The organism is Rhizorhabdus sp. (assembly GCF_018006725.1).
Lineage (GTDB): Bacteria > Pseudomonadota > Alphaproteobacteria > Sphingomonadales > Sphingomonadaceae > Rhizorhabdus.
On record NZ_JAGMXV010000026.1, the window covers coordinates 1 to 22,525 of the forward strand.

Below are 22,525 nucleotides of genomic sequence, written 5' to 3' on the forward strand. Positions count from 1 at the left end.
GCAAGACGCTCGAGACGACCGAGGCGGAGCTGATCAACACGGTCTTCCCGCATCCGACCATCAGCGAAGCGATGCACGAAAGCGTCCTTGCCGCTTATGGGCGCGCGCTCCACATCTGAGGCTGATCACCCAATTGTATCGAAACGGGTCGGTCGCGAAACGTCTTCGCTTTTCGACCCGTTCAGCACAATGGCGTCCCACGCAGTTCGCATCTATCGTCCTCCTCTCAAGCCATTGGGGAGGCTCATCATGTCGCGGTCAAAGACCGTTCGGCGTCGTAACCGACGATATATCAAGCGCGGCCTGTGGATAGCCGGCTTGATGGTAGTAGTAATAGGCGCGGTGCTGGCTGCCTTTTCCATGGCGAACCGTTCGGGAGGAGACTCCAGCGCCGATATAGAAGCAGCGCCCTGAAGGGCGCGCCTCAGCTGCCGGGATTAGGTCGCACCGCCCCTTCGGTAGGTCCGGTGGTGACCATCGAGGTCGCAATGCTGGACCTGCTCTTTCGAACGGCGGACTTGAGACTGCTCTGAGTCGCTGCGCCCTCGACTCGAGGTGCGTTGGCCTGGGGCGGCGTATCGGTGGGCAGAGGTGCGGACGCCTGAGACCGGGCCGTTTCGTCACCCGCTTCGATCGACGATTGCGCGATGGCGGGCGTCGACAGCACAGCAGTGGCCGCACCAAGTGCGAGCATGGTCATGCGGATCATCTCAAGCTCCTTGTACAGCGGGCCCTGTGCCCGTTCTGCTGCAACGAGCGATTTAGGGATTCGATCCCGTTCAGGATCAGACCGGCTCGCCAAGGAGCTTCGATCGCTGGGACTGGACCATCGCCGACAGCCATTCGACGAACAGCGCGGTACGCGGGAGGCGACGGCTGTCCTGGTGCGTCACCAGCCAGAAGGAGCGGGTAATCGCAATAGAGGGTAGCACGCGCTGGAGCAGCGGATCGCGGTCGCCGATGAAGCAGGGCAGCACGCCGACGCCCGATCCGGCCGCCAGCATCCGATATTGTGCATTGATCGAGGAGGAACGCAGTCTCGCCTCGATCCGGGGCGATATATCTTCGAGATAATTGAGTTCGGGGGAGTAGAGCAGGTCGGGCACATAGCCGATCATCCGGTGCCCGCCGAGGTCGGACGGCTCGTCGATGGCGCCATGCTGCGCGACATAATCGCGATTGGCGTAGAAGCGCAGGCGATAGTCGGTGAGCTTCTTGGTCACCAGCGGACCGCGTTGCGGGCGTGCCAGCAGGATGGCGACATCGGCCTCCCGCCGCGATGGATCGAGAAAGCCGCTGTTGGCGGCTAGATCGATCGTCAATTGCGGATGACGTTCGGCGAAGTCGCCGAGATGGTGCGCGATCAGCCAGGTACCGAAACCCTCCGAGGCGCTGATCCGCAGGCGACCGCGCAGTTCGCGCGCGCCCGCAGCAACCTCGCCTTCGGAAATCGCCTCCGCCTCGCGTTCCATTGCTTCGACACGGGCAAGCAGGCGCCGGCCGGCTTCGGTCAGCATATGGCCCTCGCGCCCCTGAACGAACAGCGTCTGTCCGCCCAGTTCGACTTCCAGGCGTCGGATCCGTCGCCCGACGGTGGTGGCGTCGACATCGAGTTGGCGCGCAGCGGCCGACAGCAGGCCCGTTCGCGCGAGCGACAGGAAAAATTGAAGGTCGTCCCAGCGCATTGCCTGCATTTATGCAGCTCTGTCCTGCACGGCAAGGGCTTGCGTCGAAGGCGGATGAGGCAGAGAGACGGCGCCAGTTTCAGGAGAGATGATCATGGCGACCCAATTGCGTGAGGTTTCCCATTTCTTCGCCGATGGCTCGAGCAGCCCGGCGGAGCGCTTCAGCGACATTTTCGATCCCAACAGCGGTGCCGTGCAGGCGCGTGTCGCGCTCGGCAGTGCTGCCGACCTCGAAAAGGCGGTTGCTCTCGCACAGGCGGCGCAGCCGGCCTGGGCGTCGACAAACCCGCAGCGCCGCGCCCGCGTCATGTTCAAGTTCAAGGAACTGATCGAGAAGAACATGGAGGAGCTCGCGCACCTCCTGTCGTCCGAACATGGCAAGGTCATCGCCGACGCCAAGGGCGACATCCAGCGTGGTCTGGAAGTCATCGAGTTCGCCTGTGGCATCCCGCATGTTCTGAAGGGTGAGTTCACGATCGGCGCCGGCCCCGGCATCGACGTCTATTCGATGCGCCAGCCGCTCGGCATCGTTGCCGGCATCACCCCGTTCAACTTCCCGGCGATGATCCCCATGTGGATGTTCGGCGTCGCGATCGCGGTCGGCAACGCTTTCATCCTCAAGCCGTCCGAGCGCGATCCGTCGGTCCCCGTTCGTCTGGCCGAGCTGATGAAGGAAGCGGGCCTGCCCGACGGCATCCTGCAGGTCGTCCAGGGCGACAAGGCGATGGTCGATGCGATCCTCGACCATCCCGAGATCAAGGCGGTCAGCTTCGTCGGTTCGTCCGACATTGCCCATTATGTCTATCAGCGCGGCGTCGCGGCCGGCAAGCGCGTCCAGGCGATGGGCGGTGCGAAGAACCACGGCATCGTCATGCCCGACGCCGATCTCGATCAGGTCGTCAACGATCTGGCGGGTGCGGCCTTCGGTTCGGCTGGTGAGCGCTGCATGGCGCTGCCGGTCGTGGTCCCGGTCGGCGACGACACGGCCGAGCGGCTGCGCGCCAAGCTGATCCCCGCGATCGAGGCGTTGCGCGTCGGCGTTTCGACCGATAAGGACGCGCATTATGGTCCGGTCGTGACCGCCGCCCACAAGGCGAAGATCGAAAGCTACATCCAGATGGGTGTGGACGAGGGCGCCGAGCTGGTCGTCGACGGCCGCGGCTTCACTCTGCAGGGCCATGAAAAGGGTTTCTTCGTCGGCCCGACGCTGTTCGACCACGTCAAGCCGAGCATGCAGAGCTACCAGGAAGAGATTTTCGGCCCGGTCCTCCAGATCGTTCGCGCCAAGAATTTCGAGGAAGCTCTCGCCCTGCCGAGCGAGCACCAGTACGGCAACGGCGTCGCCATCTTCACCCGCAACGGCCATGCCGCCCGCGAGTTCGCGGCGCGTGTCAATGTTGGCATGGTCGGCATCAACGTACCGATCCCGGTGCCGGTCGCCTATCACACCTTCGGCGGCTGGAAGCGTTCGGCCTTCGGCGACACCAACCAGCATGGCATGGAAGGCGTCAAGTTCTTCACAAAGGTGAAGACGGTGACCCAGCGCTGGCCCGACGGCGGCGCCGGTGATAGCGCCTTCGTCATCCCGACGATGGGGTAAGCTAACATTCCTCCCCGAGGCGGGGAGGGGGACCATGCCCTGCATGGTGGAGGGGAGGCGCGCGGCGCCATCGCACAGCGCTGCCCCTCCACCGCCTTGGGCGGTCCCCCCGCGCCGTTGCGGGAAGGACTGACAAGGGCCCGACATGACCGACCAGTTCGACCTGACGGAAGACCAGCGCGCCATCCAGGATATGGCGCAGAAGTTCACCGCCGACGCGATCACGCCGTTCGCCGCCGAATGGGACGAGAAGCACATCTTCCCGCGCGAGACGATCCAGGCGGCCGCGGCCCTCGGCTTCGGAGGCATCTACGTCTCCGAAGAGTCCGGAGGCATCGGTCTCGGCCGGCTTGAAGCGGCGCTGATCATGGAGGCGATGGCCTATGGCTGTCCCTCGACCTCGGCCTTCATCTCGATCCACAACATGGCCGCGTGGATGATCGACCGCTTCGGTTCGGCCGAACTGAAGGCGAGCTATCTGCCCGACCTGATCGCCTGCGAGCGGATCGCGTCCTACTGCCTCACCGAGCCGGGTTCCGGCTCCGACGCCGCTGCGCTCAAGACGCGCGCGGTGCTCGACGGCGACCATTATGTCGTGTCGGGCTCCAAGGCCTTCATTTCCGGCGGTGGCGAGAACGAGGTCTATGTCGTGATGGTCCGCACCGGCGCGGACGGCCCGAAGGGCATTTCCTGCCTGGTCATCGACAAGGACATGCCCGGCGTCAGCTTCGGCGCGCAGGAAAAGAAGCTCGGCTGGCATTCGCAGCCGACAGCGCAGGTCAATTTCGACGGCGTCCGCGTTCCCGTCGGTAATCGCCTGGGTGCCGAGGGCGAGGGCTTCCGCATCGCAATGATGGGCCTTGACGGAGGGCGTCTCAACATCGGCGCCTGCTCGCTCGGCGGCGCGCAGCGTTCGCTCGACGAGGCGATCCGATACACCAAGGAGCGCAAGCAGTTCGGCCAGGCGATCGCCGACTTCCAGACCGTCCAGTTCACCCTGGCCGACATGGAAACCGAGCTGCAGGCGGCCCGGATGCTGCTCTATGCGGCAGCTGCCAAGGTCACGGCCAACGCCCCCGACAAGACGCATTTCGCCGCGATGGCCAAGCGCTTTGCGACCGACACCGGCTCGGCCGTGGTCGACCGTGCGCTGCAGCTGCATGGCGGCTATGGCTATTTGCAGGACTATCCGATCGAGCGCTTCTGGCGCGACCTGCGCGTGCACCGCATCCTCGAAGGCACCAACGAGATCATGCGTCTTATCACCAGCCGGGAGCTTCTGCGCCAATGACCGAGACCACGCCCCCGGAGGTCTTCACCTTCGTTGAAGGCCGCACGGGCCGCATCCGCCTGAACCGGCCAAAGGCGATCCATGCGCTCACGCATGGCGTCTGCACAGCGATGATCGAGGCGCTGGTCGCCTGGGCCGACGACGATGCCGTCGATCTGGTCATGATCGACCATGCTGAGGGGCGGGGCTTCTGCGCGGGCGGGGACATCCGCCTGATTGCGGAAAGCGCGGCGGTGGACGGGGTCGCGGCGCGGGCCTTCTTCCATGAGGAGTACCGCCTCAACCATCTGCTGTTCACCTATGCCAAGCCCACCGTCGCCTTCATGGACGGCATCACCATGGGCGGCGGCGTCGGCATCTCGCAGCCCTGCACTGTCCGGATCGTGACCGACCGGACCGTCTATGCGATGCCGGAGACGGGGATCGGCCTGTTCACCGACGTCGGCGGTGGTCGCTATCTGTCGCGCATGCCGGGCCGCATGGGGCATTATGTCGGTCTGACCGGTGCGCGCCTGAACGGGGCGGAGTGCCTCGCGCTGTCGCTGGGCACCCACTATGTCGCCTCGGAAGGTGTCGAGGCGCTCAAGGCGGCGATCCTTGCCAATCCCAAGGCGATCGACGCGGCCCTGCGCAGCGCGGTCACCGCCGTTCCCGAGGCGCCGATCCTCGACCATCGCGGCGAGATCGACCGCCTGTTCGCGTCGGACCGCTATGAGGACATCCTCGCGGCTCTGGCTGCGGACGGCTCCGATTGGGCACAGGCGACGCTCAAGACTCTGTCGGGCAAGTCGCCGCTCTCGTGCAAGGTGGTGCTTCGCCTGCTGGCCGAAGCTGCCCGTATCGACGACTTCGCCGACGAGATGGCAATGGAATATGCGGTGGGCGCCCACATCATCCGCCATCCCGATTTCGTCGAGGGCGTTCGCGCCTTGATCGTTGACAAGGACAATGCGCCACGCTGGAACCCGGCCACCGCCGAGGGCGTCGCCGACGAAACCGTCGATGCCGTCTTCGCGCCGCTTCCGCCGGCCGAGGCATGGTCGCCTCTGCCCCAAGCCTGAAAGGATTCTCCATGTCCTACGCAACCATTCTCGTCGAAACTCAGGGGCCGGTGACGATCATCCGTCTCAACCGCCCGGAGGCGCTCAACGCGCTGAACACGCAGGTGCTTGCCGACCTGATCGACGCCTTCGGCAAATATGACGCCGATCCCACGCAGCGCTGCGCGATCCTGACCGGCAGCGAAAAGGCTTTTGCGGCCGGCGCCGATATCAAGCAGATGCAGCCCAAGGGCTTCTCGGAAATGTATGCCGAGAATTTCTTCGCCGGCTTCGAGCGGGTCACTGCGACCCGCAAGCCGTGGATTGCGGCTGTTTCGGGCTTCGCGCTCGGTGGTGGTTGCGAACTGGCGATGATGGCCGACATCATGATCGCCGCCGACAACGCCAAGTTCGGTCAGCCCGAGATCAAGCTGGGCGTTGCGCCGGGCATGGGCGGATCGCAGCGCCTGACCCGCGCCGTCGGCAAGTCCAAGGCGATGGACATGTGCCTCACCGGTCGGATGATGGACGCGGCGGAGGCCGAGCGTGGCGGCCTCGTCAGCAAGGTCGTGCCGCTCGCCGACCTGATGGATGAGGCGCTCAAGATGGCGCAGACGATCGCCGGCATGCCGCCGCTCGCCGCCATCGCCAACAAGGAAATGGTCAACGCCGCCTTCGAAACCGGGCTCGCCATGGGCCTGCTGTTCGAACGGCGGATCTTCAACGGTCTGTGCGCGACCGACGACAAGGCGGAAGGAATGACCGCCTTCGTCGAGAAGCGCCCGGGCAACTGGACGGGAAAATAAGCATATGGCGACGGTCGGTTTCATCGGACTCGGCAATATGGGCGGCGGCATGGCCGCCAACCTCGCCAAGAAGGGGCATGACGTCAGGGCGTTCGACCTGTCGCAGGACGCGCTCGACCGCGCCAAGGCGGCGGGCTGCCTGCCCGTCGCTTCGGCGGCCGAGGCGGTCGCGGGTGCGGATTATGTCGTGACGATGTTGCCGGCCGGCCAGCATGTCCGTTCGGTCTACGAGAACGACATCTTTGCGGCGGTGCCGGCATCGGCACTGCTGATGGACTGCTCGACGATCGACGTGGGCAGCGCCCGCGCGGTTGCCGCGGCTGCCACGGCTAAGGGACTCGCCTTCGTCGACGCGCCGGTGTCCGGCGGGATCGCTGCTGCCAATGGCGGCACGCTGACCTTCATGGTCGGCGGCAGCGCCGAGCATTTCGCGCGGGCCGAGCCGGTCCTCGCGCTGATGGGCAAGGCGGTGATCCACGCCGGCGGTCCGGGCTCGGGCCAGGCGGCGAAGATCGTGAACAACATGATCCTCGGTTCGACGATGGTCGCGACCTGCGAAGCCTTCGCGCTCGCGGAGAAGCTTGGGCTCGATCTGCAGACCTTCTTCGACATCTCGTCCAAGGCGAGTGGCCAGAGCTGGTCGATGACCAGCTATTGCCCGGTTCCGGGCGTGGGGCCGCAGACGCCGGCCGACAATGGTTATGAGGGCGGGTTTGCGTCAGCGCTGATGCTGAAGGACCTCAAGCTGGCGGTCGAGGCCGCGCAGAGCGTGGGGGCCAGCGTCCCGATGGGGAGCAGCGCGGAGAGCCTCTACCAGGCCTTCGCCAATCTCGGCGGCGCCGGCAAGGACTTCTCGGCGATCATCAAGATGCTCGACGGCAGCTTCAAGGCCTGATCGGCCAAGCCTGTCATAGAAGATCGGGGGTCGCGACGGACATTCCGTCGCGGCCCCTTTCTTTTGCCGTCAGGCGTGGGCTTCGCTGAACTGGAGGCGGGCAAGACGCGCATAGAGGCCGTCCTGCGCGCTGAGCGTCGCATGATTGCCTTCCTCCACGATGCGACCCTGATCCATGACGAGGATGCGGTCGGCGGCACGTACGGTCGCGAGGCGGTGCGCGATCACGATGGTGGTGCGGCCTTCCATCAGACGGTCGAGCGCGTCCTGCACCAGCTTTTCGGACTCCGCGTCGAGCGCCGAGGTGGCTTCGTCGAGCAGGAGCAGCGGAGCGTCACGCAGGAGGGCGCGCGCGATGGCAAGGCGTTGGCGCTGGCCGCCTGACAGCCTGGCCCCGGCCTCGCCGAGGAAAGTGTCGAGACCCTGCGGCAGGTCGCGCAGGAAGCCCGCGGCATTGGCGGCTTCGGCCGCTGCCCAGATCGCGGCATCGTCTGCGTCCCAGCGGCCATAGCGCAGATTGTCACGAGCCGAGGCTCCGAAGATGACGGTTTCCTGCGGCACCACGGCGAGCCGGCGGCGGATTTCGGCCGGATCAGCGTCGGGCAGGGCGACCCCGTCGAGCCGTATCGCACCGCCCTCCGGATCGTAGAAGCGCTGGGCGAGCTGGAGGATGGTCGACTTGCCGGCGCCCGAGGGGCCGACGACGGCCACCATCTCGCCCGGCTCGACCGAGAAGCTGACATCGTCGAGCGCCTTCACTTCGGGGCGGGTCGGATAGCGGAAGACCACATGATCGAAGGCGAGGCGGCCGATCGCCGGCGCGGGCAGGACGACGGGACGGGCAGGTGCTTTGATCTCGGGCTCGGCCGTCAGCAATTCCGACAGGCGGGCGGCAGCACCGGCTGCGCGGAGAATGTCGCCATAGACTTCGGCAAGCGCGCCGAAAGAGCCGGCGACGATGCCTCCGGTCATGATGAAGGCTGCGATTGAGCCCCCGGACAGGCGGCCACTGGCGACGTCGATCGCGCCCTGCCACATGACGAGGGTGATCGACCCGAAGATGAGACCGATGATGATGGCGGTCATCACCGAGCGGACAGTGATGCGGCGCCGGGCGGTGGCGAAGTCCTGTTCGACGACCTCGCCGAAGCGTTCGGCCTCGCGCCGCTCCTGCCCGAACCCCTGAACGATCTTCATCGAGCGCAGCGTTTCGGACACGGTGGCGCCGACGTCAGCGATCCGGTCCTGGGAGGTCTGCGACAGGCGGCGGAGGCGGCGGCCCATGAAGACGATCGGGAGGATGACGAGGGGAATGCCCAGCATCAGCATGCCCGCTAGCTTTGGAGCCAGTGCGAAAAGATAGAGGATTCCGCCGATCGCCAGGAAGATGTTGCGCAGCGCGACCGAGATGGTCGTGCCGACCACCTGTTCGATGATGGCCGTGTCGGCGGTCAGGCGCGAGGCGATTTCGGAGGGGCGATTCTCTTCGAAATAGGCGGGTGCAAGGCGCAGGAGATTGGCCTGGACTCCGGTCCGGATGTCGGCAACGACCCGCTCGCCGAGCCAGGAGACGAAATAGAAGCGGGTCGCAGTCGCAAGCGCGAGGACCAGTACGATTCCCATCAGTCCCTGGAAATAGGGCCCAACGTCGCCACCGGAGGCAATAAAACCCTTGTCGATGACGAGCCGGAATCCTCCGGGGATGGCGAGGGTGGCGGACGCCGCGACGACCAGTGCGGTAAGCGCCGCCGCGATCCGGCCGGGATAGCGGGTGGCGAAACGCCAGATCATCGCCAGTTCGCCCAGCTTGCGTTGGGACTTCGGGGGGAGTTCGTCGCGTCTTGCCATGGAAGCGGCCCTAGCAAGCCCGGCTGTCCGGCTCAATCGGCCATAGGTGTCGCGGATCGTCATCGCCGCGATGCAGGATGGAAAGCTTATGGCAATCCCGCCCTGCTAAACCTAAATGATCATGGCACGGGATACTGCGCTGCGGTATTGAGTTTCGGGTTGCGAGACGCCTTGTGCACGGACGCGGAGATTTGAATGCTGTACGACGCCTATGAGTTTCAGCGGACGCTGATGTCGGCCGCCAGCGCATGGGCCAATATCAGCGCGCAATGGCTGCAAAATCCGCTCAACCCGATGTCCTACAGCAATATGGCGCCGATGATGGCGTCGGGCCTCGACGTGTTCGCCCATGCGTCGGCATCGCGCGGCAAGCCCGATTTCGGTTTTACCGAGGTGGAGGTCGACGGGAAGACCGTCGCGGTGACCGAGGAGATCATACTCCGCAAGCCCTTCGGGCAGCTCAAGCGCTTCCGTCGACGCGGCGTGAGCGGGCAACCCAAGCTGCTGATCGTGGCGCCGATGTCGGGCCACTATGCCACGCTGCTGCGCGGCACGGTCGAGCGGATGCTGCCCCGCCATGATGTCTACATCACCGACTGGCGCGATGCGCGACTCGTGCCCGTCAGCGAGGGCAGCTTCGATCTCGACGATTATGTCGATTATCTGGTCGAGTTTCTCGAGAAGCTGGGCCCCGGCACGCATATGCTGGCGGTGTGTCAGCCTTCGGTGCCGGCTTATGCGGCGGCGGCCATCATGGCAGCGGACGAGAACCCGTGCCGCCCCGCATCGCTGACGATGATGGGCGGCCCCATCGATACGCGCGAAGCGCCGACCGCCGTCAACACAGTCGCCACGCAGCGGCCGCTGGCCTGGTTCGAGCAGAATGTCATCCACACCGTTCCGGTCTTCTATCCGGGGGTAGGGCGGCGGGTCTATCCGGGCTTCCTGCAACTGACCGGCTTCATGGCGATGAACCTGGGCAACCATCTCGTCAGCCATTGGAGCATGTTCAAGCATCTCGTCGAGGGTGACGAGGAAAGCGCCGACGCGACCAAGGCCTTTTATGACGAATATCGCTCGGTCTGCGACATGACGGAGGAGTTTTACCTCCAGACGATCGACCAGGTCTTTCAGCGTCACCTGCTGCCCAAGGGCCAGTTCATGCATCGCGGCAAGCTGGTCGATCCGGCGGCGATCAAGGACATCGGCCTGCTCGCGATCGAGGGCGAACGCGACGATATTTCGGGGATCGGCCAGACCAAGGCCGCGCTGAGCCTCGCGACTGCGCTGCCCGACGAGAAGAAGAAGTATCTGCTCGCTGAGAAGGTCGGCCATTATGGCATCTTCAACGGCCGCCGCTGGCGCGAGAAGATCGCCCCCGTGGTCGACGCCTGGATCGCCGCGAATGCGCGATAGCCGGGGGCTGCGCCTCGGCCAGTTTTGCGCGACGGTCGCTTTCATTGCGGCGGGTTTCGGAGGGGCGCCGGTCCTTTCGACAGCGATAAGCGCGGTTCCCAAGGCCGACGCCAGAGCGGCGATCGCTACTGCCCGGGAGGCGGCCTCCCGCGAGGATTGCAAAGGCGTGCTGGCAGCGCTCGATCCGGTAGCGTCCAGCCTGACCGGAGCAGAACGCGATTCCGCGTCGCGGATGCGGCTGATCTGCCTTGGCCGGGAAGGCCGTTTTCTGGAATTGAGCAGCCTCCAGAAGGAACTGGCTGCGTCCACTCCTCGCGACGGTTTGGTGATCGCCTATGGTGTCATCGTTGCGGCCGGTGAAAACCGCTTTCGCGACGCCGCCGACCAACTGTCCCGTCTGGCCCGCGAGGCACCGGCTTCGCTCGATGTTCTTTCGGGCAGCGGGATTCGTGAGATTATCCGCCAACTCTCAGCCGATCGCTCCGCTGAGGCCAGGACGGCGCGCGATGGGGCGGTGATTGCCCTTGCCCAGGCGAACTGGTCGCCCGCAGATATCCCAGAGCTCGGTGATGGGCTGGCCGGAGAGGCAGTGACTGCGCTCGTAAGGGCGAACCGTATCGACGAGGCCGACAGGCTGCTGGACCGGGTCGACGATCCCGAAAATCTGTCATCGCTGCTTATCGACCGCGACTATGCCGCGCTGTGGCCGTCGATCGAACGCCGGCTCGGTCCGGCCGGGAAGACGGCCGTCGACCAATATGCGCAGGAAAAGCTCGCCAATTATGGCGATATGCAGGCTTCGGACGCTGCACTGCGCGACGCGGCCAACGCTCTGTTGCTGCTCGGCCGGGCGGCAGACGCGGCGGATCTTACCGGTCGAGCCGAAATTGCCGAAGGTATGAGCGAGGAGGAGATGCAGGTTGCCATGCTGCGCGCTCGCGCGCTGGCGCTTGCCGGCCGCGATGCCCAGGCGGCCGACTTCCTGTCGACGCTGCTGACGCTCGATCTGGTAAAGACTCCCGAAGCCGCGCCGGCGCTGATCACCTATGCCGAATATCTCGACGAGATCGGCAGGCCGGCCCAGGCGCTGGTCATCGCGCGTGCGATCCAGACCAAGGGGAAGGGCGTTCTCAACGATTTCGCCATGCGCTGGATCGACCGCAGCGAAGTCTGTGCTCTGGGCGCACTCGACCGGGCGGCAGAAGCGGGGCCAGTGATCGAGCGGCTGAAGTCGCTCGCCTGGCAAAATCATGCGGCGGCGGTCGAGGCGCTGCTGTGCGTCAAGCGGGATACGGAGGCCGCTCAGATCGCGCTCAAGGGATTCGCGGACGAACGGGCCTCCGGCGAACTGATCGTCCAGTTCCAGCCCACCGGAGCGCTCTGGGCTGCGCCGAAGTCGCGACTGCGCGATCTGTGGGCGGGCCTGCTCGCCCGTCCCGACGTGAAGGCGGCGTTCGAGAAGCGCGGACGGATCCTTCCCAAGGCCTATTGGCCCTCGCCCGAGGCGCAGCCGATACCCCGACGCCGGGTGAGCGACTCCTCTTCGCTGACATGAGCGACCAGCGTATCGCAGCGCACCTTTCGGCACGGATCGAGACCTGGCCGGTGGCGGGGAGCTTCATCATCGCGCGCGGCGCCAAGACCCATGTCGACGTGGTGACGGTCGAGCTGGACGATGGCAGCTGCGTGGGCCGGGGCGAGGGGACGGCCATTTACTATCACGGCGAGACGCCGCAGTCGGTGCTCGATCAGGTCCTGGCGATGGACGCCCGGCTGCGGGACGGAATGACGCGCTCGGACCTGCTGCACCTCATGCCGCGCGGTGCCGCTCGCAATGCACTGGACTGCGCGCTGTGGGACGTGCAGGCCAAGCGTCGTGGGCATCCGGCCTGGGCACTGGCCGGGCTCGACGCGATGGCTCCCCGAACCACCGCCTTCACGATATCGCTGGGCGAACCGGCGAAGATGGAGACGGACGCCCGGGCCGCAGCGCCGACATACCCGTTGCTCAAGCTCAAGCTGGCGGGGGAGGGAGATCTCGACCGCGTTGCAGCCGTCCGGCGCGGTGCCCCCGATGCGCGCATCATCGTCGATGCGAATGAAAGCTGGACCGGCCGCGATGTTGCGGCGGAAGCGGCGGCGTTGCTGCCATTCGGCGTCGAACTGATCGAACAGCCGGTCAAGGCCGGTCTCGATCATCTGCTCGACGGCATAGCCTCGCCTATTCCGCTCTGCGCCGACGAAAGCTGCCAGGACAGCAACGACATCGCGCGCTGCGCCGGGCGTTACGACGCCGTCAACATCAAGCTGGATAAGGCAGGAGGGCTGACCGAGGCGCTGCGGCTCGCTGAGGCTGCTCGCGCGGAAGAGCTCGATCTCATGGTCGGCTGCATGTTGTGCACTTCCCTGGCAGTCGCGCCTGCGATGATCGTGGCGCAACAGGCGCGATGGGTCGATCTGGACGGCCCATTGTTGCTCGGGGCAGACCGGGACTGCCCGATCGCTTTCGATCGTGGGATCGCGCATCCGGCGCAGCCGGCCCTCTGGGGGTGAGGCGGCCTTACGGATCGGGCCTGCCCCAAAGGCTATGCTGATCCTGCATGCGAACGAAATGAAACATGTTGCGGGCAGTGGCGTTGGGTGAGCGTGAAACGGCGTGATCCGACCGAGCGATTTTCCGGACAAGGAGTAAGCAATGACCCAGCAACTGGCGACCGGCGACCGGGCTGCCACCGGGCCAGCCATGGCGGTTTCGCTCAAGGTCAACGGGCAGCATCATGAGGTCTCGCTCGATCCCCGGACGACGCTGCTCGATCTGCTGCGGGAGCATCTGCGGCTGACGGGGACCAAGAAGGGCTGCGACCATGGCCAGTGCGGCGCCTGCACGGTGATCGTCGATGGCCGCCGGATCAACAGCTGCCTGTCGCTGGCGGTCATGCACGACGGCGACGAGGTGGTAACGATCGAAGGGCTGGGTACGCCCGAAGCGCTCCATCCGATGCAGCAGGCCTTCGTCGAGCAGGATGGCTATCAGTGCGGCTATTGCACGCCCGGCCAGATCTGCTCGGCCGTCGCAGTGCTCGACGAGATCGAGCAGGAAATTCCGAGTCATGTCAGTGCCGACTTGCTCGATGTCCGCCTGTCCGATGACGAGTTGCGGGAACGGATGAGTGGCAATATCTGCCGGTGCGCTGCCTATCCGAACATCATCGCGGCGATCCGCCAGGTGGCCGGGGAGGCCGCAGCATGACGCCTTTCACTTATCATCGGGCCAAAGACGCGGCCGATGCGGCGCGTCTGGCAGCCGAGCATTCCGGAGCGCGTTTCATCGCGGGCGGCACCAATTTGCTCGACCTGATGAAGGTGCGGGTCGAACAGCCGACGCATCTGATCGACATCAACCGCACCGGCCTCGACCGGATCGAGGAAACCGATGACGGTGGCCTGCGCATCGGCGCTCTCGTCCGCAATACGGATCTGGCGGCGCATCGGCGGGTGCGAGCGGACTATGCAGTCCTGTCGCGGGCGCTACTGGCCGGCGCCTCCGGGCAGTTGCGCAACAAGGCGACGACGGCGGGTAATTTGCTGCAGCGGACTCGCTGTCCTTATTTCTACGACGTCAGCAAGCCGTGCAACAAGCGCGAGCCCGGATCGGGTTGCTCGGCGATCGGGGGCATGAGCCGGGGCCTTGCCGTCTTGGGCAGCAGCGACCAGTGCATCGCGACCCATCCGTCCGATATGGCGGTCGGCCTGCGCGTGCTCGATGCACGGATCGAGACGATCAAAGCCGATGGCACGACGCGCACGATCGCCATAGCCGATTTTCACACATTGCCGGGAGAGACGCCTCAGGTCGAAACCATACTCGATCCCGGCGAACTGATCACGGCGGTGACTCTGCCGCCCCCGATGCCGGGGCGCCATATCTATCGCAAGGTTCGCGATCGGGCGTCCTACGCCTTCGCGCTGGTGTCGGTTGCCGCGATCGTCGGCGAGGGTGAACGTCGCGTCGCCGTGGGTGGGGTCGCCGCCAAGCCCTGGAGGGTCGGGAACGCGGAAAGCGGCGGGGTAGACGACCTCGCCGACGCGCTGACTGCGGATGCGCGGCCGACCGAACAGAATCGCTTCAAGCTCACCCTGCTGCGCCGGACGCTGTCGGCGGTCATGACGGAGGCCTCGGCATGAGCCTGAAATTCGATACGCCGGCCGGCGCCAACCCGATCGATCGCGAGCGCGTCGTGGGCCGTCCTCTCGACCGGGTCGAAGGACCGCTCAAGGTCAGCGGCACCGCGCCTTATGCCTATGAGCGCCACGACGTCGCGCCTGACGCCGCTTATGGCTGGGTGGTCGGGTCGACCATCGCCAAAGGACGTATCCAGTCGATCGACACGCGCGTGGCCGAAGCCGCGCCCGGTGTCATCGCCGTGATCCACGCAGCCAATGCCGGGCAACTGGGCCAGTCGGGCTCGCATGCCGTCCGCCTGCTCGGCGGGCCCGAGATCGAACATTATGATCAGGCGGTGGCGCTGGTCGTCGCCGAGCGGTTCGAACAGGCGCGCCATGCCGCTGCCCTGCTCAAGATCGACTATGTCGTTGAGGACGGGCGCTACGATCTTGAGGATGCCATCCCGCATGCCAGGCAGGCGCCGCGTGGCTTCGGCGGTCCCGGTCTCACCCGCGCGGGCGATTTCGAGGCGGGATTCGCAGCTGCGGCCGTGCAGCTGGACGAGCGCTACACGACGCCCGACCAGAGCCACCAGATGATGGAGCCGCATGCGTCCACCGCGCGCTGGGACGGCGATGCTCTGAAGCTCTGGACGTCCAACCAGATGATCGCCGATGCGGTCGACGACATGGCGGTGACGCTGGGGATCGCCAAGGACAAGGTCCGGATCATCTCGCCCTACATAGGCGGCGGGTTCGGATCGAAGCTGTGGGTCCGCGCAGATGCGGTGCTGGCCGCCATCGCCGCCCGGCATATTGGCCGCCCGGTGAAGGTCGCGCTCGCCCGCCCACAGATCGCCAACAACACCACGCACCGGCCGGCAACGGTGCAACGGATCAGGCTGGGCGCCGATCCCGCCGGGCGGATCGTCGCCATCGGCCATGAAAGCTGGTCGGGCAATCAGCCCGGCGGCGGCACCGAGAGCGCCGGCATCCAGACTCGGCTGCTCTATCGTGGAGAGAACAGGCTGGTCGCCCATTATCTGACCGAGCTGAACCTGCCCGAAGGCAATGCGATGCGCGCGCCCGGCGAAGCGGCCGGCATGCTCGCTTTGGAAGTCGCGATGGATGAACTGGCGGAAAAGGTCGGCCTCGATCCGGTCGAACTCCGCATCCGCAACGACGTCCAATATGATCCCGAGAAGGGGCCCGAGCGTCCTTTTTCGAGCCGACCGTTCATCGAATGTCTTCGGGTCGGCGCAGAGCGGTTCGGCTGGAAGGACCGGCCCCACACCCCTGCCAGCAGGCGCGATGGCGACTGGTTGATCGGTATGGGCATGGCGGCGGCTTTCAGGGGTAATCTCGTAAGCGCGTCGAAGGCGCGCGTCGGCATCGAAGGCGACGGGCGCGTCTGGGTCGAAACCGACATGACCGACATCGGCACCGGCAGCTACACGATCATCGCGCAGACGGCCGCCGAGATGCTGGGTGTTGATGTCACCGATGTGGATGTGCGGCTGGGCGACAGCAGCTTTCCCAAGTCGGCGGGGTCAGGTGGCCAATGGGGTGCGAACAGCGCGACGGCCGGCGTCTATGCCGCCTGTCTGTCACTGCGACGCGAGATCGCGCAGAAGGCCGGCTTCAACGATGCGGACGTCGACTTCGCAGACGGGCATGTCCTGTCCGGCAATCGCCGCATCGCGCTGGGCGAAGCGGCCGGACCGGACGGTGTCGCGGTGACCGACGGCATCGATTTCGGAAGCCTCTCTAAGCGATACGCCCAGGCCACCTTCGGCGCCCATTTCTGCGAGGTCGGCGTCGATGTCTACACCGGCGAGATCCGTATTCGTCGTCAGGCGGGCGCCTTCGCGGCTGGGCGTATCCTCAATCCCAAATCGGCGCGCAGCCAGGTCATCGGCTCGATGACGATGGGCGCGGGTGCGGCGCTGATGGAAGAGCTCGTCGTCGACCCGCGCTTCGGCTATTTCGTTACGCGCGATCTGGTCGACTATCATGTGCCGGTCCATGCCGACATTCCCGAACAGGACGTGTTCTTCCTGTCCGAACTGGACGACAAATCCTCGCCGATGAAGGCGAAGGGCGTCGGCGAGCTGGGCATTTGCGGCGCCGGCGCGTCCATCGCCAACGCGGTCTACAACGCGACCGGGATCAGGCTGCGCGATTATCCGCTGACGCTCGACAAGCTGATCGATCGCCTGCCGCTGCCCTGACCGGGCGCGGCGGCGACGTCAGGCCGGGAGCGGCACCCCGAACAGGTCGTGGTCGTCGGCTTCCTCGATCTCGACCCGGACCACATCGCCCGGCTGGAGATGACCGGCGTCGCGCAAATGGACCTCGCCGTCGATCTCGGGAGCGTCGGCCTTGGAACGGCCCGTTGCGCCGCCTTCGTCGTCGACCAGGTCGATGATCACGTCGAGCGTGCGGCCGACCTTGGCTTCGAGCTTCGCAGCCGAGATGGCGGCGCACTTGTCCATGATGCGTGCGTAGCGCTCTTCCTTGACCGCTTCGGGAACCGCACCGGGCAGATCATTCGCGGTCGCGCCTGCGACCGGCTCGAACCGGAAGGCGCCGACGCGATCGAGCTGGGCCTCATCAAGCCAGTCGAGGAGATATTGGAAATCTTCCTCGGTCTCGCCGGGAAAGCCGACCACGAAGGTCGACCGGATCGCAATGTCGGGACAGATCGATCGCCACGCCGCCAGCCGCTCAAGCACCTTGGCATCATTGGCGGGACGCTTCATCGCCCGCAGCACGCTCGGGCTCGCATGCTGGAAGGGGATGTCGAGATAGGGGAGCACCAGCCCTTCCGCCATCAGCGGGATCACCTGATCCACATGCGGATAGGGATAGACATAGTGGAGCCGCACCCAGGCACCGAGCCGCCCCAGCTCGCGCGCCAGGTCGGTCATGTGCGCGCGGACCTCGCCACCGCTCTTGAGCGGATAGCTGGCATGGCGCAGGTCCAGGCCATAAGCCGAGGTGTCCTGGCTGATCACCAGCAATTCTCGCGTACCGGCCGCGATCAGCTTTTCGGCCTCGCGCAGGATCGCGTCGGGACGCCGGCTGACCAGATCGCCGCGGATCGACGGGATGATGCAGAAGCTGCAGCGGTGGTTGCAGCCTTCCGAGATCTTCAGATAGCTGTAATGGCGCGGCGTGAGCTTCAGCCCCGATTCCGGCACCAGATCGACATAGGGCGAAGGCGGCATCGGCGCCGCTTCGTGGACCGCGCCGACCACCGACTCATATTGGTGCGCACCCGATATCGCGAGGACGTTGGGGAAACGGGCCCGGATCGCATCGGCTTCGTCGCCCATGCAGCCGGTGACGATCACGCGGCCATTTTCGGCAATGGCCTCGCCGATCGCCTCCAGGCTCTCCTCCTTCGCGCTGTCGAGGAAGCCGCAGGTGTTGACCAGCACGACGTCGGCGCCGGCATAGTCCGGCGACAGGCCGTAGCCTTCCGAGCGGAGCTTGGTGAGGATGCGTTCGCTGTCGACCAGATTCTTGGGACAGCCGAGCGAGACCATGCCGATCTTCGGCGGGGAGGGGATTTCGATTGCCATGGGTGGCGCGCACATAAGCCTTTTCGTCGAGAAAGGCGAGAGGCGGTTGACGGCCCTCCTATCGGCGATGCTTAGATGATCGGATGATGCGCTATGGCATATCGGCATGGGCTCTCGCGGTGGTGCTGGCGGCGCTTGCCGGCTTCATCGACGCGATCGGTTTCCTGCGCAGTGGCGGCCTGTTCGTTTCGTTCATGAGCGGCAATTCGACGCGTCTCGGCGTCGATCTCGTCGCAGCCGGGCCGATCGCCGCGCTGGCTGCCCTGCTGATCGGCAGCTTCGTTGTAGGCGTGGTCGCAGGAGGCCTCGTCGGCAGCCGCTGGCCCACCCGGCGCAAGGGGCTGGTTCTGCTGTTCGTGTCGCTGATCATCGCCTGCAGCGCGCTGATCGAGACGACCGGAGGAGGCGCGGTCGCCATGCTGGTGCCGCTCGCTCTGGCCATGGGTGTCGTCAACAACGTGTTCCAGCGCGACGGCGACGTGACGATCGGGGTCACCTACATGACCGGGGCGCTGGTCCGCTTCGGCCAGCGGCTGGGCGAGGCGCTGCGCGGAGGGGACCGTTGGGCTTGGTGTCCCTTTCTGCTGCTATGGTCGGGCCTTGTCGCCGGTGCGATCACCGGCGCCTTTGCCTATTCCCACATCGGTGCCGGCGCGCTCTGGATCGCTGCGGGGGGCGCTGGGGCCCTTTCACTCTGGGGTGGCTGGCTGCAGAGGACCGGTAGGGATCAGCCGCGCGAAGGCAGATAGCTCAGCGGATTGACCGGCTTCAGACCGTTGCGGATCTCGAAGTGGAGTTGCGGCTCGGCGCTGTAGGGGCTGGCCCCGCTGCGCGCGATCGTCTGCCCGCGCACGACCTTCTGCCCGCGCGTGACGGTGATGCTGTCGGCATAGCCATAGGCGCTGATCCAGCCGTCGCCATGGCGCAGCAGCACGAGCGTGCCATAAGCGGGAATGTCCTGGCCGACATAGGCGACCACGCCGTCCGCCGCTGCAGCGATGGGGCTTCCCCGTTCGGCCGCGATGTTGATCCCGTCATTGGTCTGGCCGCTGCCGATCCTGCCGAAGCCGCGCAGAATCTTGCCCCTGACCGGCCAGTCGAAGCGCCCTGCGAAGCTCTTTGGTTCGGCGACCGCGACGGTCGGGGCGACGGTGCGCGGGGTGGTGACCGGTGGCTTGGGCTGCTCTCGCGTCGCCACGGCAGGCTCGGAGCCCGAGATGATGTCCTCGATGTCGACGCGGAAGGCCGCGGCGCGCTCGTCGGGCGACATGCGGGCCACTTCGACTTCGCTGGGCACGAGCAGCCTTTGACCCTCGCGCAGGACATAGGGTTCTTCGAGCTGATTGCTCTGCGCGATCTTCAGCCAGTCGACGCCATAGGCGCGGGCGATGGCGATGCCGGTCTCGCCCTTGCCGACGCGGTGATAGCGGCCACCGGGAATCTTCAGTTTCTGGCCGACCAGAATCTTGAACGGCGGCGGGACGTCGTTGACCCGGGCGATGGCCTCCGAAGCGGCACCGGTTTTCTCCGAAATGCCCCGTAGCGTGTCGCCCCGCCGTACCACATAGACCGACGACGGCACATCGACGGCCGATGGCGTGACGGTGCGCACTTGCCATGCAGGGGGCGGCGACGGCGGCGCATTTTCGGACACGGGCGGCGGAGGTGGCCCCGGTGTCGTAACAGGCGCGGTCTGTCTTGTCGGAACAGTCGACGCCGCCGTCGCGCTGCGAGACGCGCGCGGCGGCGGGTTGGCGCCGCGCATCTCCGCGCGGTCGGGCGAGGGGATGCAGGCGGTCGTCAGCAGCAGCGCTGTCACGGCGGAGGCGGCGGGGCGGCGGGGATGCTGAACCATATCGTCCTGTTAGCAGTCCGCTGCGGGCATTTCACCCCGGCTGTCGACCAGTTTGCCCATGGTTAGAGCCGGTCCGTCCGTTACGGACCGGCGGCTTTCAGCGGTAGAGGGCAGCGAGATCAGAAAGCGCCGCGCGGTTGGTCATGTCGCAGTGGAGCGGCGTCACCGTCACCCACCCGTCGGCTGCTGCCTCCAGATCGGTGTCATGGGCCGGCGTGTGTGGCATACCGGCCAGCTTGAGCCAGAAATAGTCGAAGCCGCGCGGATCGGTCCGCTGCAGGATTTCGGTCGCGCCATAGTCGCGCAACCCCTGTGGCACGACGCGGACGCCCAGAACCTGATCGGGTTCGCGGGCCGGAAAGTTGATGTTGACGAGGCTGCGCGGCGACCAGGGCCCATCGAGCAGCGGGCGCAGGACGCGCTCGCCCCAGGCTTCGGCTGCGGCAAAGCTGACATTGGCGCCGGCTCCGGACTTCGCATAGACCTGGCTCAGCGCGATCGACCGGATCCCGGCCAGCGCGCCTTCCATGGCGGCCGAAACGGTTCCCGAATAGCTGACATCCTCGCCCAGATTGGCGCCGCGATTGACGCCGGACAGGATCAGATCGGGCGGACCATCCTTCATCACATGGGCCAGTGCCATCATGACCGCGTCGGTGGGCGTACCCGAAACCGCATAGCGACGCTCGCCCAACTGGCGCAGGCGAAGGGGGCGGGTGAGGGTCAGCGACCGGCCCGCGCCCGACTTCTCGCTGAGCGGTGCCACGATGGTAACGTCGTCGGACAAGGTGCGCGCGATCCGTTCGAGCACCGCGAGCCCCGGCGCGCCGACACCGTCGTCATTGGTCAGCAGTATCCTCATGCGGGGCGAAGCTCGGTGATGCCGCCCATATAGGGCAGGAGCGCCTCCGGGATGCGGACCGAGCCATCAGCCTGCTGGTAATTTTCCAGTACGGCGACGAGGGTGCGACCGACGGCTAGACCGGAACCGTTGAGCGTGTGGACGAAGCGTGTGCCCTTGCTTTCGCCGGCGGGGCGGAAGCGCGCATTCATGCGGCGGGCCTGGAACTCGCCGCAGTTGGAGATGCTGCTGATCTCGCGATAGCGGCCCTGACCGGGCAGCCAGACTTCGAGATCATAGGTCTTGCGCGCCGAGAAGCCCATGTCGCCGGTGCACAGCAGCACCCGGCGATAGGGCAGGGCGAGCGCCTCGAGGATCGCCTCGGCGGCGCGGGTCATCTCCTCGTGAACGGCCTCCGATTGCTCAGGTGTCGCGATCGCGACCAGTTCGACCTTTTCGAACTGGTGCTGGCGGATCAACCCTCGCGTATCGCGGCCGGCGGCCCCCGCCTCCGAACGGAAGCATTGCGTCAGCGCGGTCAGCTTCATCGGCAGGGCGGACTCGCTCAGGATCTGCTCGCGCACCAGATTGGTCAGGCTGACTTCCGCAGTGGGGATGAGCCAGCGCCCGTCGGTCGTCCGGAACAGATCCTCCGCGAACTTCGGCAACTGGCCGGTCCCGAACATCGCGTCGTCGCGAACGAGCAGCGGCGGGACGACCTCGGTGAAGCCTGCTTCGGTCTGGCGATCGAGCATGAACGCGCCCAGCGCGCGCTGCAGGCGGGCGATGCCGCCCTTGAGAACGGCAAAGCGGGCGCCGGAGATCGCAGCGGCGCTCTCGAAGTCGAGGCCGAGCGGCCCGGCGAAGTCGGCATGCTCCTTTGCATCGAATGCGAAAGCGGGGATGACGCCCCATTTGTGCTGCTCGACATTGTCCTGCTCGTCGGCGCCATCGGGCACGTCGGCAGCGGCGAGGTTGGGCAGCGCCGCCAGCGCAGCCGTCAGTTGTGCGTCGATTTCCGTGCCCTCGGTCTCCAGGGCCGGCATACGCTCCTTGAGCGTCGCGACTTCGGCCATGAGCGCGGACGCGGTCGCTTCATCCTTCTGCGCCTTGGCCTGACCGATCGCCTTGGATGCCTCATTGCGGCGCGTCTGGGCGGTTTGCAACTCGGTGGCGACAGCCCGGCGGCGCTCGTCAAGCGCCAGCAGGGCGTCGGCTGCGGGAGCAGCCCCGCGCCGTATCAGAGCTGCGTCGAAAGCTGCGGGATTGTCCCGGATGAGGCGTATGTCGTGCATGTTCGCCCTATGGCCATGTTGGATGGGCCACGCAACATTCGAGACGGCGCTTAGGGCGGATCCGGCGAGGCTCTACCGGCTCGTGAGCCTGTTCTCCTTAGGCCGCCTGACGAATTTCGTTTCGCCCCGCGCAGCTTTCGGTTCGCCGAAACAAGGTGGAACGACCTGCGTCGATCGGGAGTCAATCTAGCGACCGCTTTGA

Annotated in this window: 19 protein-coding genes; 12 read left to right on the forward strand and 7 right to left on the reverse strand. The window is 66.0% G+C overall.

Annotated features, from left to right (window positions below; translation table 11 throughout):
- Positions 1-424: 424 nt before the first annotated feature.
- Together KAY22_RS06070 and KAY22_RS06075 are read right to left on the reverse strand one after the other, a co-directional pair.
- Positions 425-709: a hypothetical protein gene (locus KAY22_RS06070; protein ID WP_296621182.1), complete on the reverse strand. Its 285-nt coding sequence runs from the start codon at positions 707-709 to the stop codon at positions 425-427.
- Between the two features lie 76 nt (positions 710-785).
- Entirely contained in the window at positions 786-1,694 is a 909-nt protein-coding gene (locus tag KAY22_RS06075; RefSeq protein WP_296621185.1) for a LysR family transcriptional regulator, read from the reverse strand.
- A gap of 85 nt (positions 1,695-1,779) precedes the next feature.
- Here KAY22_RS06075 and KAY22_RS06080 point away from each other — a divergent pair, with 85 nt between their 5' ends.
- The 5 genes from KAY22_RS06080 (at position 1,780) to mmsB (ending at position 7,317) form a co-directional block, all read left to right on the forward strand.
- A complete protein-coding gene (locus KAY22_RS06080; protein WP_296621187.1) occupies positions 1,780-3,285 on the forward strand; it encodes a CoA-acylating methylmalonate-semialdehyde dehydrogenase in 1,506 nt (501 codons plus the stop codon).
- 145 nt (positions 3,286-3,430) lie between these two features.
- On the forward strand, positions 3,431-4,576 hold the full coding sequence (locus KAY22_RS06085; RefSeq protein ID WP_296621190.1) for an acyl-CoA dehydrogenase family protein: 1,146 nt from the start codon (positions 3,431-3,433) through the stop codon (positions 4,574-4,576).
- Positions 4,573-5,637, forward strand: a complete 1,065-nt coding sequence (locus KAY22_RS06090) for an enoyl-CoA hydratase/isomerase family protein (protein ID WP_296621193.1) — start codon at positions 4,573-4,575, stop codon at positions 5,635-5,637. Before KAY22_RS06085 ends, KAY22_RS06090 begins: the two co-directional genes overlap by 4 nt.
- Positions 5,638-5,648: 11 nt before the next feature.
- On the forward strand, positions 5,649-6,422 hold the full coding sequence (locus KAY22_RS06095) for an enoyl-CoA hydratase-related protein (RefSeq protein WP_296621195.1): 774 nt from the start codon (positions 5,649-5,651) through the stop codon (positions 6,420-6,422).
- A gap of 4 nt (positions 6,423-6,426) precedes the next feature.
- Positions 6,427-7,317 (forward strand): 3-hydroxyisobutyrate dehydrogenase, encoded by an 891-nt coding sequence (gene mmsB, locus KAY22_RS06100; protein ID WP_296621197.1) that lies wholly within the window; start codon positions 6,427-6,429, stop codon positions 7,315-7,317.
- Between the two features lie 69 nt (positions 7,318-7,386).
- On the opposite strand, the gene KAY22_RS06105 is transcribed toward mmsB, so the two are convergent.
- Entirely contained in the window at positions 7,387-9,165 is a 1,779-nt protein-coding gene (locus KAY22_RS06105; protein ID WP_296621199.1) for an ABC transporter transmembrane domain-containing protein, read from the reverse strand.
- A gap of 195 nt (positions 9,166-9,360) precedes the next feature.
- On the opposite strand from KAY22_RS06105, the gene phaZ reads away from it, so the two are divergent.
- The 6 genes from phaZ (at position 9,361) to paoC (ending at position 16,976) form a co-directional block, all read left to right on the forward strand.
- Positions 9,361-10,581: a polyhydroxyalkanoate depolymerase gene (gene phaZ, locus KAY22_RS06110; protein WP_296621201.1), complete on the forward strand. Its 1,221-nt coding sequence runs from the start codon at positions 9,361-9,363 to the stop codon at positions 10,579-10,581.
- Entirely contained in the window at positions 10,571-12,136 is a 1,566-nt protein-coding gene (locus tag KAY22_RS06115; RefSeq protein WP_296621204.1) for a hypothetical protein, read from the forward strand. Before phaZ ends, KAY22_RS06115 begins: the two co-directional genes overlap by 11 nt.
- Positions 12,133-13,134 carry an N-acetyl-D-Glu racemase DgcA gene (gene dgcA, locus KAY22_RS06120; RefSeq protein WP_296621206.1) on the forward strand — a complete coding sequence of 334 codons (1,002 nt, stop codon included), beginning with the start codon at positions 12,133-12,135 and terminating at the stop codon, positions 13,132-13,134. The genes KAY22_RS06115 and dgcA overlap by 4 nt, the downstream gene beginning before the upstream one ends.
- A 190-nt stretch (positions 13,135-13,324) precedes the next feature.
- Positions 13,325-13,831 carry a 2Fe-2S iron-sulfur cluster-binding protein gene (locus tag KAY22_RS06125; protein ID WP_296621248.1) on the forward strand — a complete coding sequence of 169 codons (507 nt, stop codon included), beginning with the start codon at positions 13,325-13,327 and terminating at the stop codon, positions 13,829-13,831.
- Positions 13,828-14,766 (forward strand): xanthine dehydrogenase family protein subunit M, encoded by a 939-nt coding sequence (locus KAY22_RS06130; protein WP_296621208.1) that lies wholly within the window; start codon positions 13,828-13,830, stop codon positions 14,764-14,766. The genes KAY22_RS06125 and KAY22_RS06130 overlap by 4 nt, the downstream gene beginning before the upstream one ends.
- Before the next feature lie 2 nt (positions 14,767-14,768).
- On the forward strand, positions 14,769-16,976 hold the full coding sequence (gene paoC, locus KAY22_RS06135; protein WP_296621250.1) for an aldehyde oxidoreductase molybdenum-binding subunit PaoC: 2,208 nt from the start codon (positions 14,769-14,771) through the stop codon (positions 16,974-16,976).
- 18 nt (positions 16,977-16,994) lie between these two features.
- Here the strand turns inward: paoC and rimO are convergent, their stop codons facing one another.
- Positions 16,995-18,332 carry a 30S ribosomal protein S12 methylthiotransferase RimO gene (gene rimO, locus KAY22_RS06140; RefSeq protein WP_296621210.1) on the reverse strand — a complete coding sequence of 446 codons (1,338 nt, stop codon included), beginning with the start codon at positions 18,330-18,332 and terminating at the stop codon, positions 16,995-16,997.
- A gap of 83 nt (positions 18,333-18,415) precedes the next feature.
- Between rimO and KAY22_RS06145 the strand changes: the two genes are divergently transcribed.
- Positions 18,416-19,081, forward strand: coding sequence for a YoaK family protein (locus KAY22_RS06145; protein WP_296621212.1), 666 nt, complete (start codon positions 18,416-18,418; stop codon positions 19,079-19,081).
- Here KAY22_RS06145 and KAY22_RS06150 read toward each other — a convergent pair.
- From KAY22_RS06150 to serS, 3 genes are all read right to left on the reverse strand, one after another.
- Positions 19,060-20,187: a M23 family metallopeptidase gene (locus tag KAY22_RS06150; protein ID WP_296621214.1), complete on the reverse strand. Its 1,128-nt coding sequence runs from the start codon at positions 20,185-20,187 to the stop codon at positions 19,060-19,062. The genes KAY22_RS06145 and KAY22_RS06150 overlap by 22 nt on opposite strands.
- A 97-nt stretch (positions 20,188-20,284) precedes the next feature.
- Complete coding sequence (gene surE / locus KAY22_RS06155; protein ID WP_296621216.1) at positions 20,285-21,049, reverse strand: 5'/3'-nucleotidase SurE; 765 nt, start codon at positions 21,047-21,049, stop codon at positions 20,285-20,287.
- Positions 21,046-22,323 (reverse strand): serine--tRNA ligase, encoded by a 1,278-nt coding sequence (gene serS / locus KAY22_RS06160; RefSeq protein ID WP_296621217.1) that lies wholly within the window; start codon positions 22,321-22,323, stop codon positions 21,046-21,048. The genes surE and serS overlap by 4 nt, the downstream gene beginning before the upstream one ends.
- Positions 22,324-22,525 lie beyond the last annotated feature (202 nt).

Bases quoted from the DNA above. Each gene is read 5' to 3' on its own strand.
- KAY22_RS06075 (WP_296621185.1), bottom strand. From the start codon at position 1,694: ATGCAGGCAATGCGCTGGGACGACCTTCAATTTTTCCTGTCGCTCGCG.
- KAY22_RS06150 (WP_296621214.1), bottom strand. From the start codon at position 20,187: ATGGTTCAGCATCCCCGCCGCCCCGCCGCCTCCGCCGTGACAGCGCTG.
- KAY22_RS06085 (WP_296621190.1), top strand. From the start codon at position 3,431: ATGACCGACCAGTTCGACCTGACGGAAGACCAGCGCGCCATCCAGGAT.
- KAY22_RS06115 (WP_296621204.1), top strand. From the start codon at position 10,571: ATGCGCGATAGCCGGGGGCTGCGCCTCGGCCAGTTTTGCGCGACGGTC.
- KAY22_RS06130 (WP_296621208.1), top strand. From the start codon at position 13,828: ATGACGCCTTTCACTTATCATCGGGCCAAAGACGCGGCCGATGCGGCG.
- KAY22_RS06125 (WP_296621248.1), top strand. From the start codon at position 13,325: ATGGCGGTTTCGCTCAAGGTCAACGGGCAGCATCATGAGGTCTCGCTC.
- KAY22_RS06145 (WP_296621212.1), top strand. From the start codon at position 18,416: ATGATGCGCTATGGCATATCGGCATGGGCTCTCGCGGTGGTGCTGGCG.
- serS (WP_296621217.1), bottom strand. From the start codon at position 22,323: ATGCACGACATACGCCTCATCCGGGACAATCCCGCAGCTTTCGACGCA.
- KAY22_RS06095 (WP_296621195.1), top strand. From the start codon at position 5,649: ATGTCCTACGCAACCATTCTCGTCGAAACTCAGGGGCCGGTGACGATC.
- KAY22_RS06070 (WP_296621182.1), bottom strand. From the start codon at position 709: ATGATCCGCATGACCATGCTCGCACTTGGTGCGGCCACTGCTGTGCTG.
- mmsB (WP_296621197.1), top strand. From the start codon at position 6,427: ATGGCGACGGTCGGTTTCATCGGACTCGGCAATATGGGCGGCGGCATG.
- dgcA (WP_296621206.1), top strand. From the start codon at position 12,133: ATGAGCGACCAGCGTATCGCAGCGCACCTTTCGGCACGGATCGAGACC.
- surE (WP_296621216.1), bottom strand. From the start codon at position 21,049: ATGAGGATACTGCTGACCAATGACGACGGTGTCGGCGCGCCGGGGCTC.
- KAY22_RS06090 (WP_296621193.1), top strand. From the start codon at position 4,573: ATGACCGAGACCACGCCCCCGGAGGTCTTCACCTTCGTTGAAGGCCGC.
- rimO (WP_296621210.1), bottom strand. From the start codon at position 18,332: ATGGCAATCGAAATCCCCTCCCCGCCGAAGATCGGCATGGTCTCGCTC.
- KAY22_RS06105 (WP_296621199.1), bottom strand. From the start codon at position 9,165: ATGGCAAGACGCGACGAACTCCCCCCGAAGTCCCAACGCAAGCTGGGC.
- phaZ (WP_296621201.1), top strand. From the start codon at position 9,361: ATGCTGTACGACGCCTATGAGTTTCAGCGGACGCTGATGTCGGCCGCC.
- KAY22_RS06080 (WP_296621187.1), top strand. From the start codon at position 1,780: ATGGCGACCCAATTGCGTGAGGTTTCCCATTTCTTCGCCGATGGCTCG.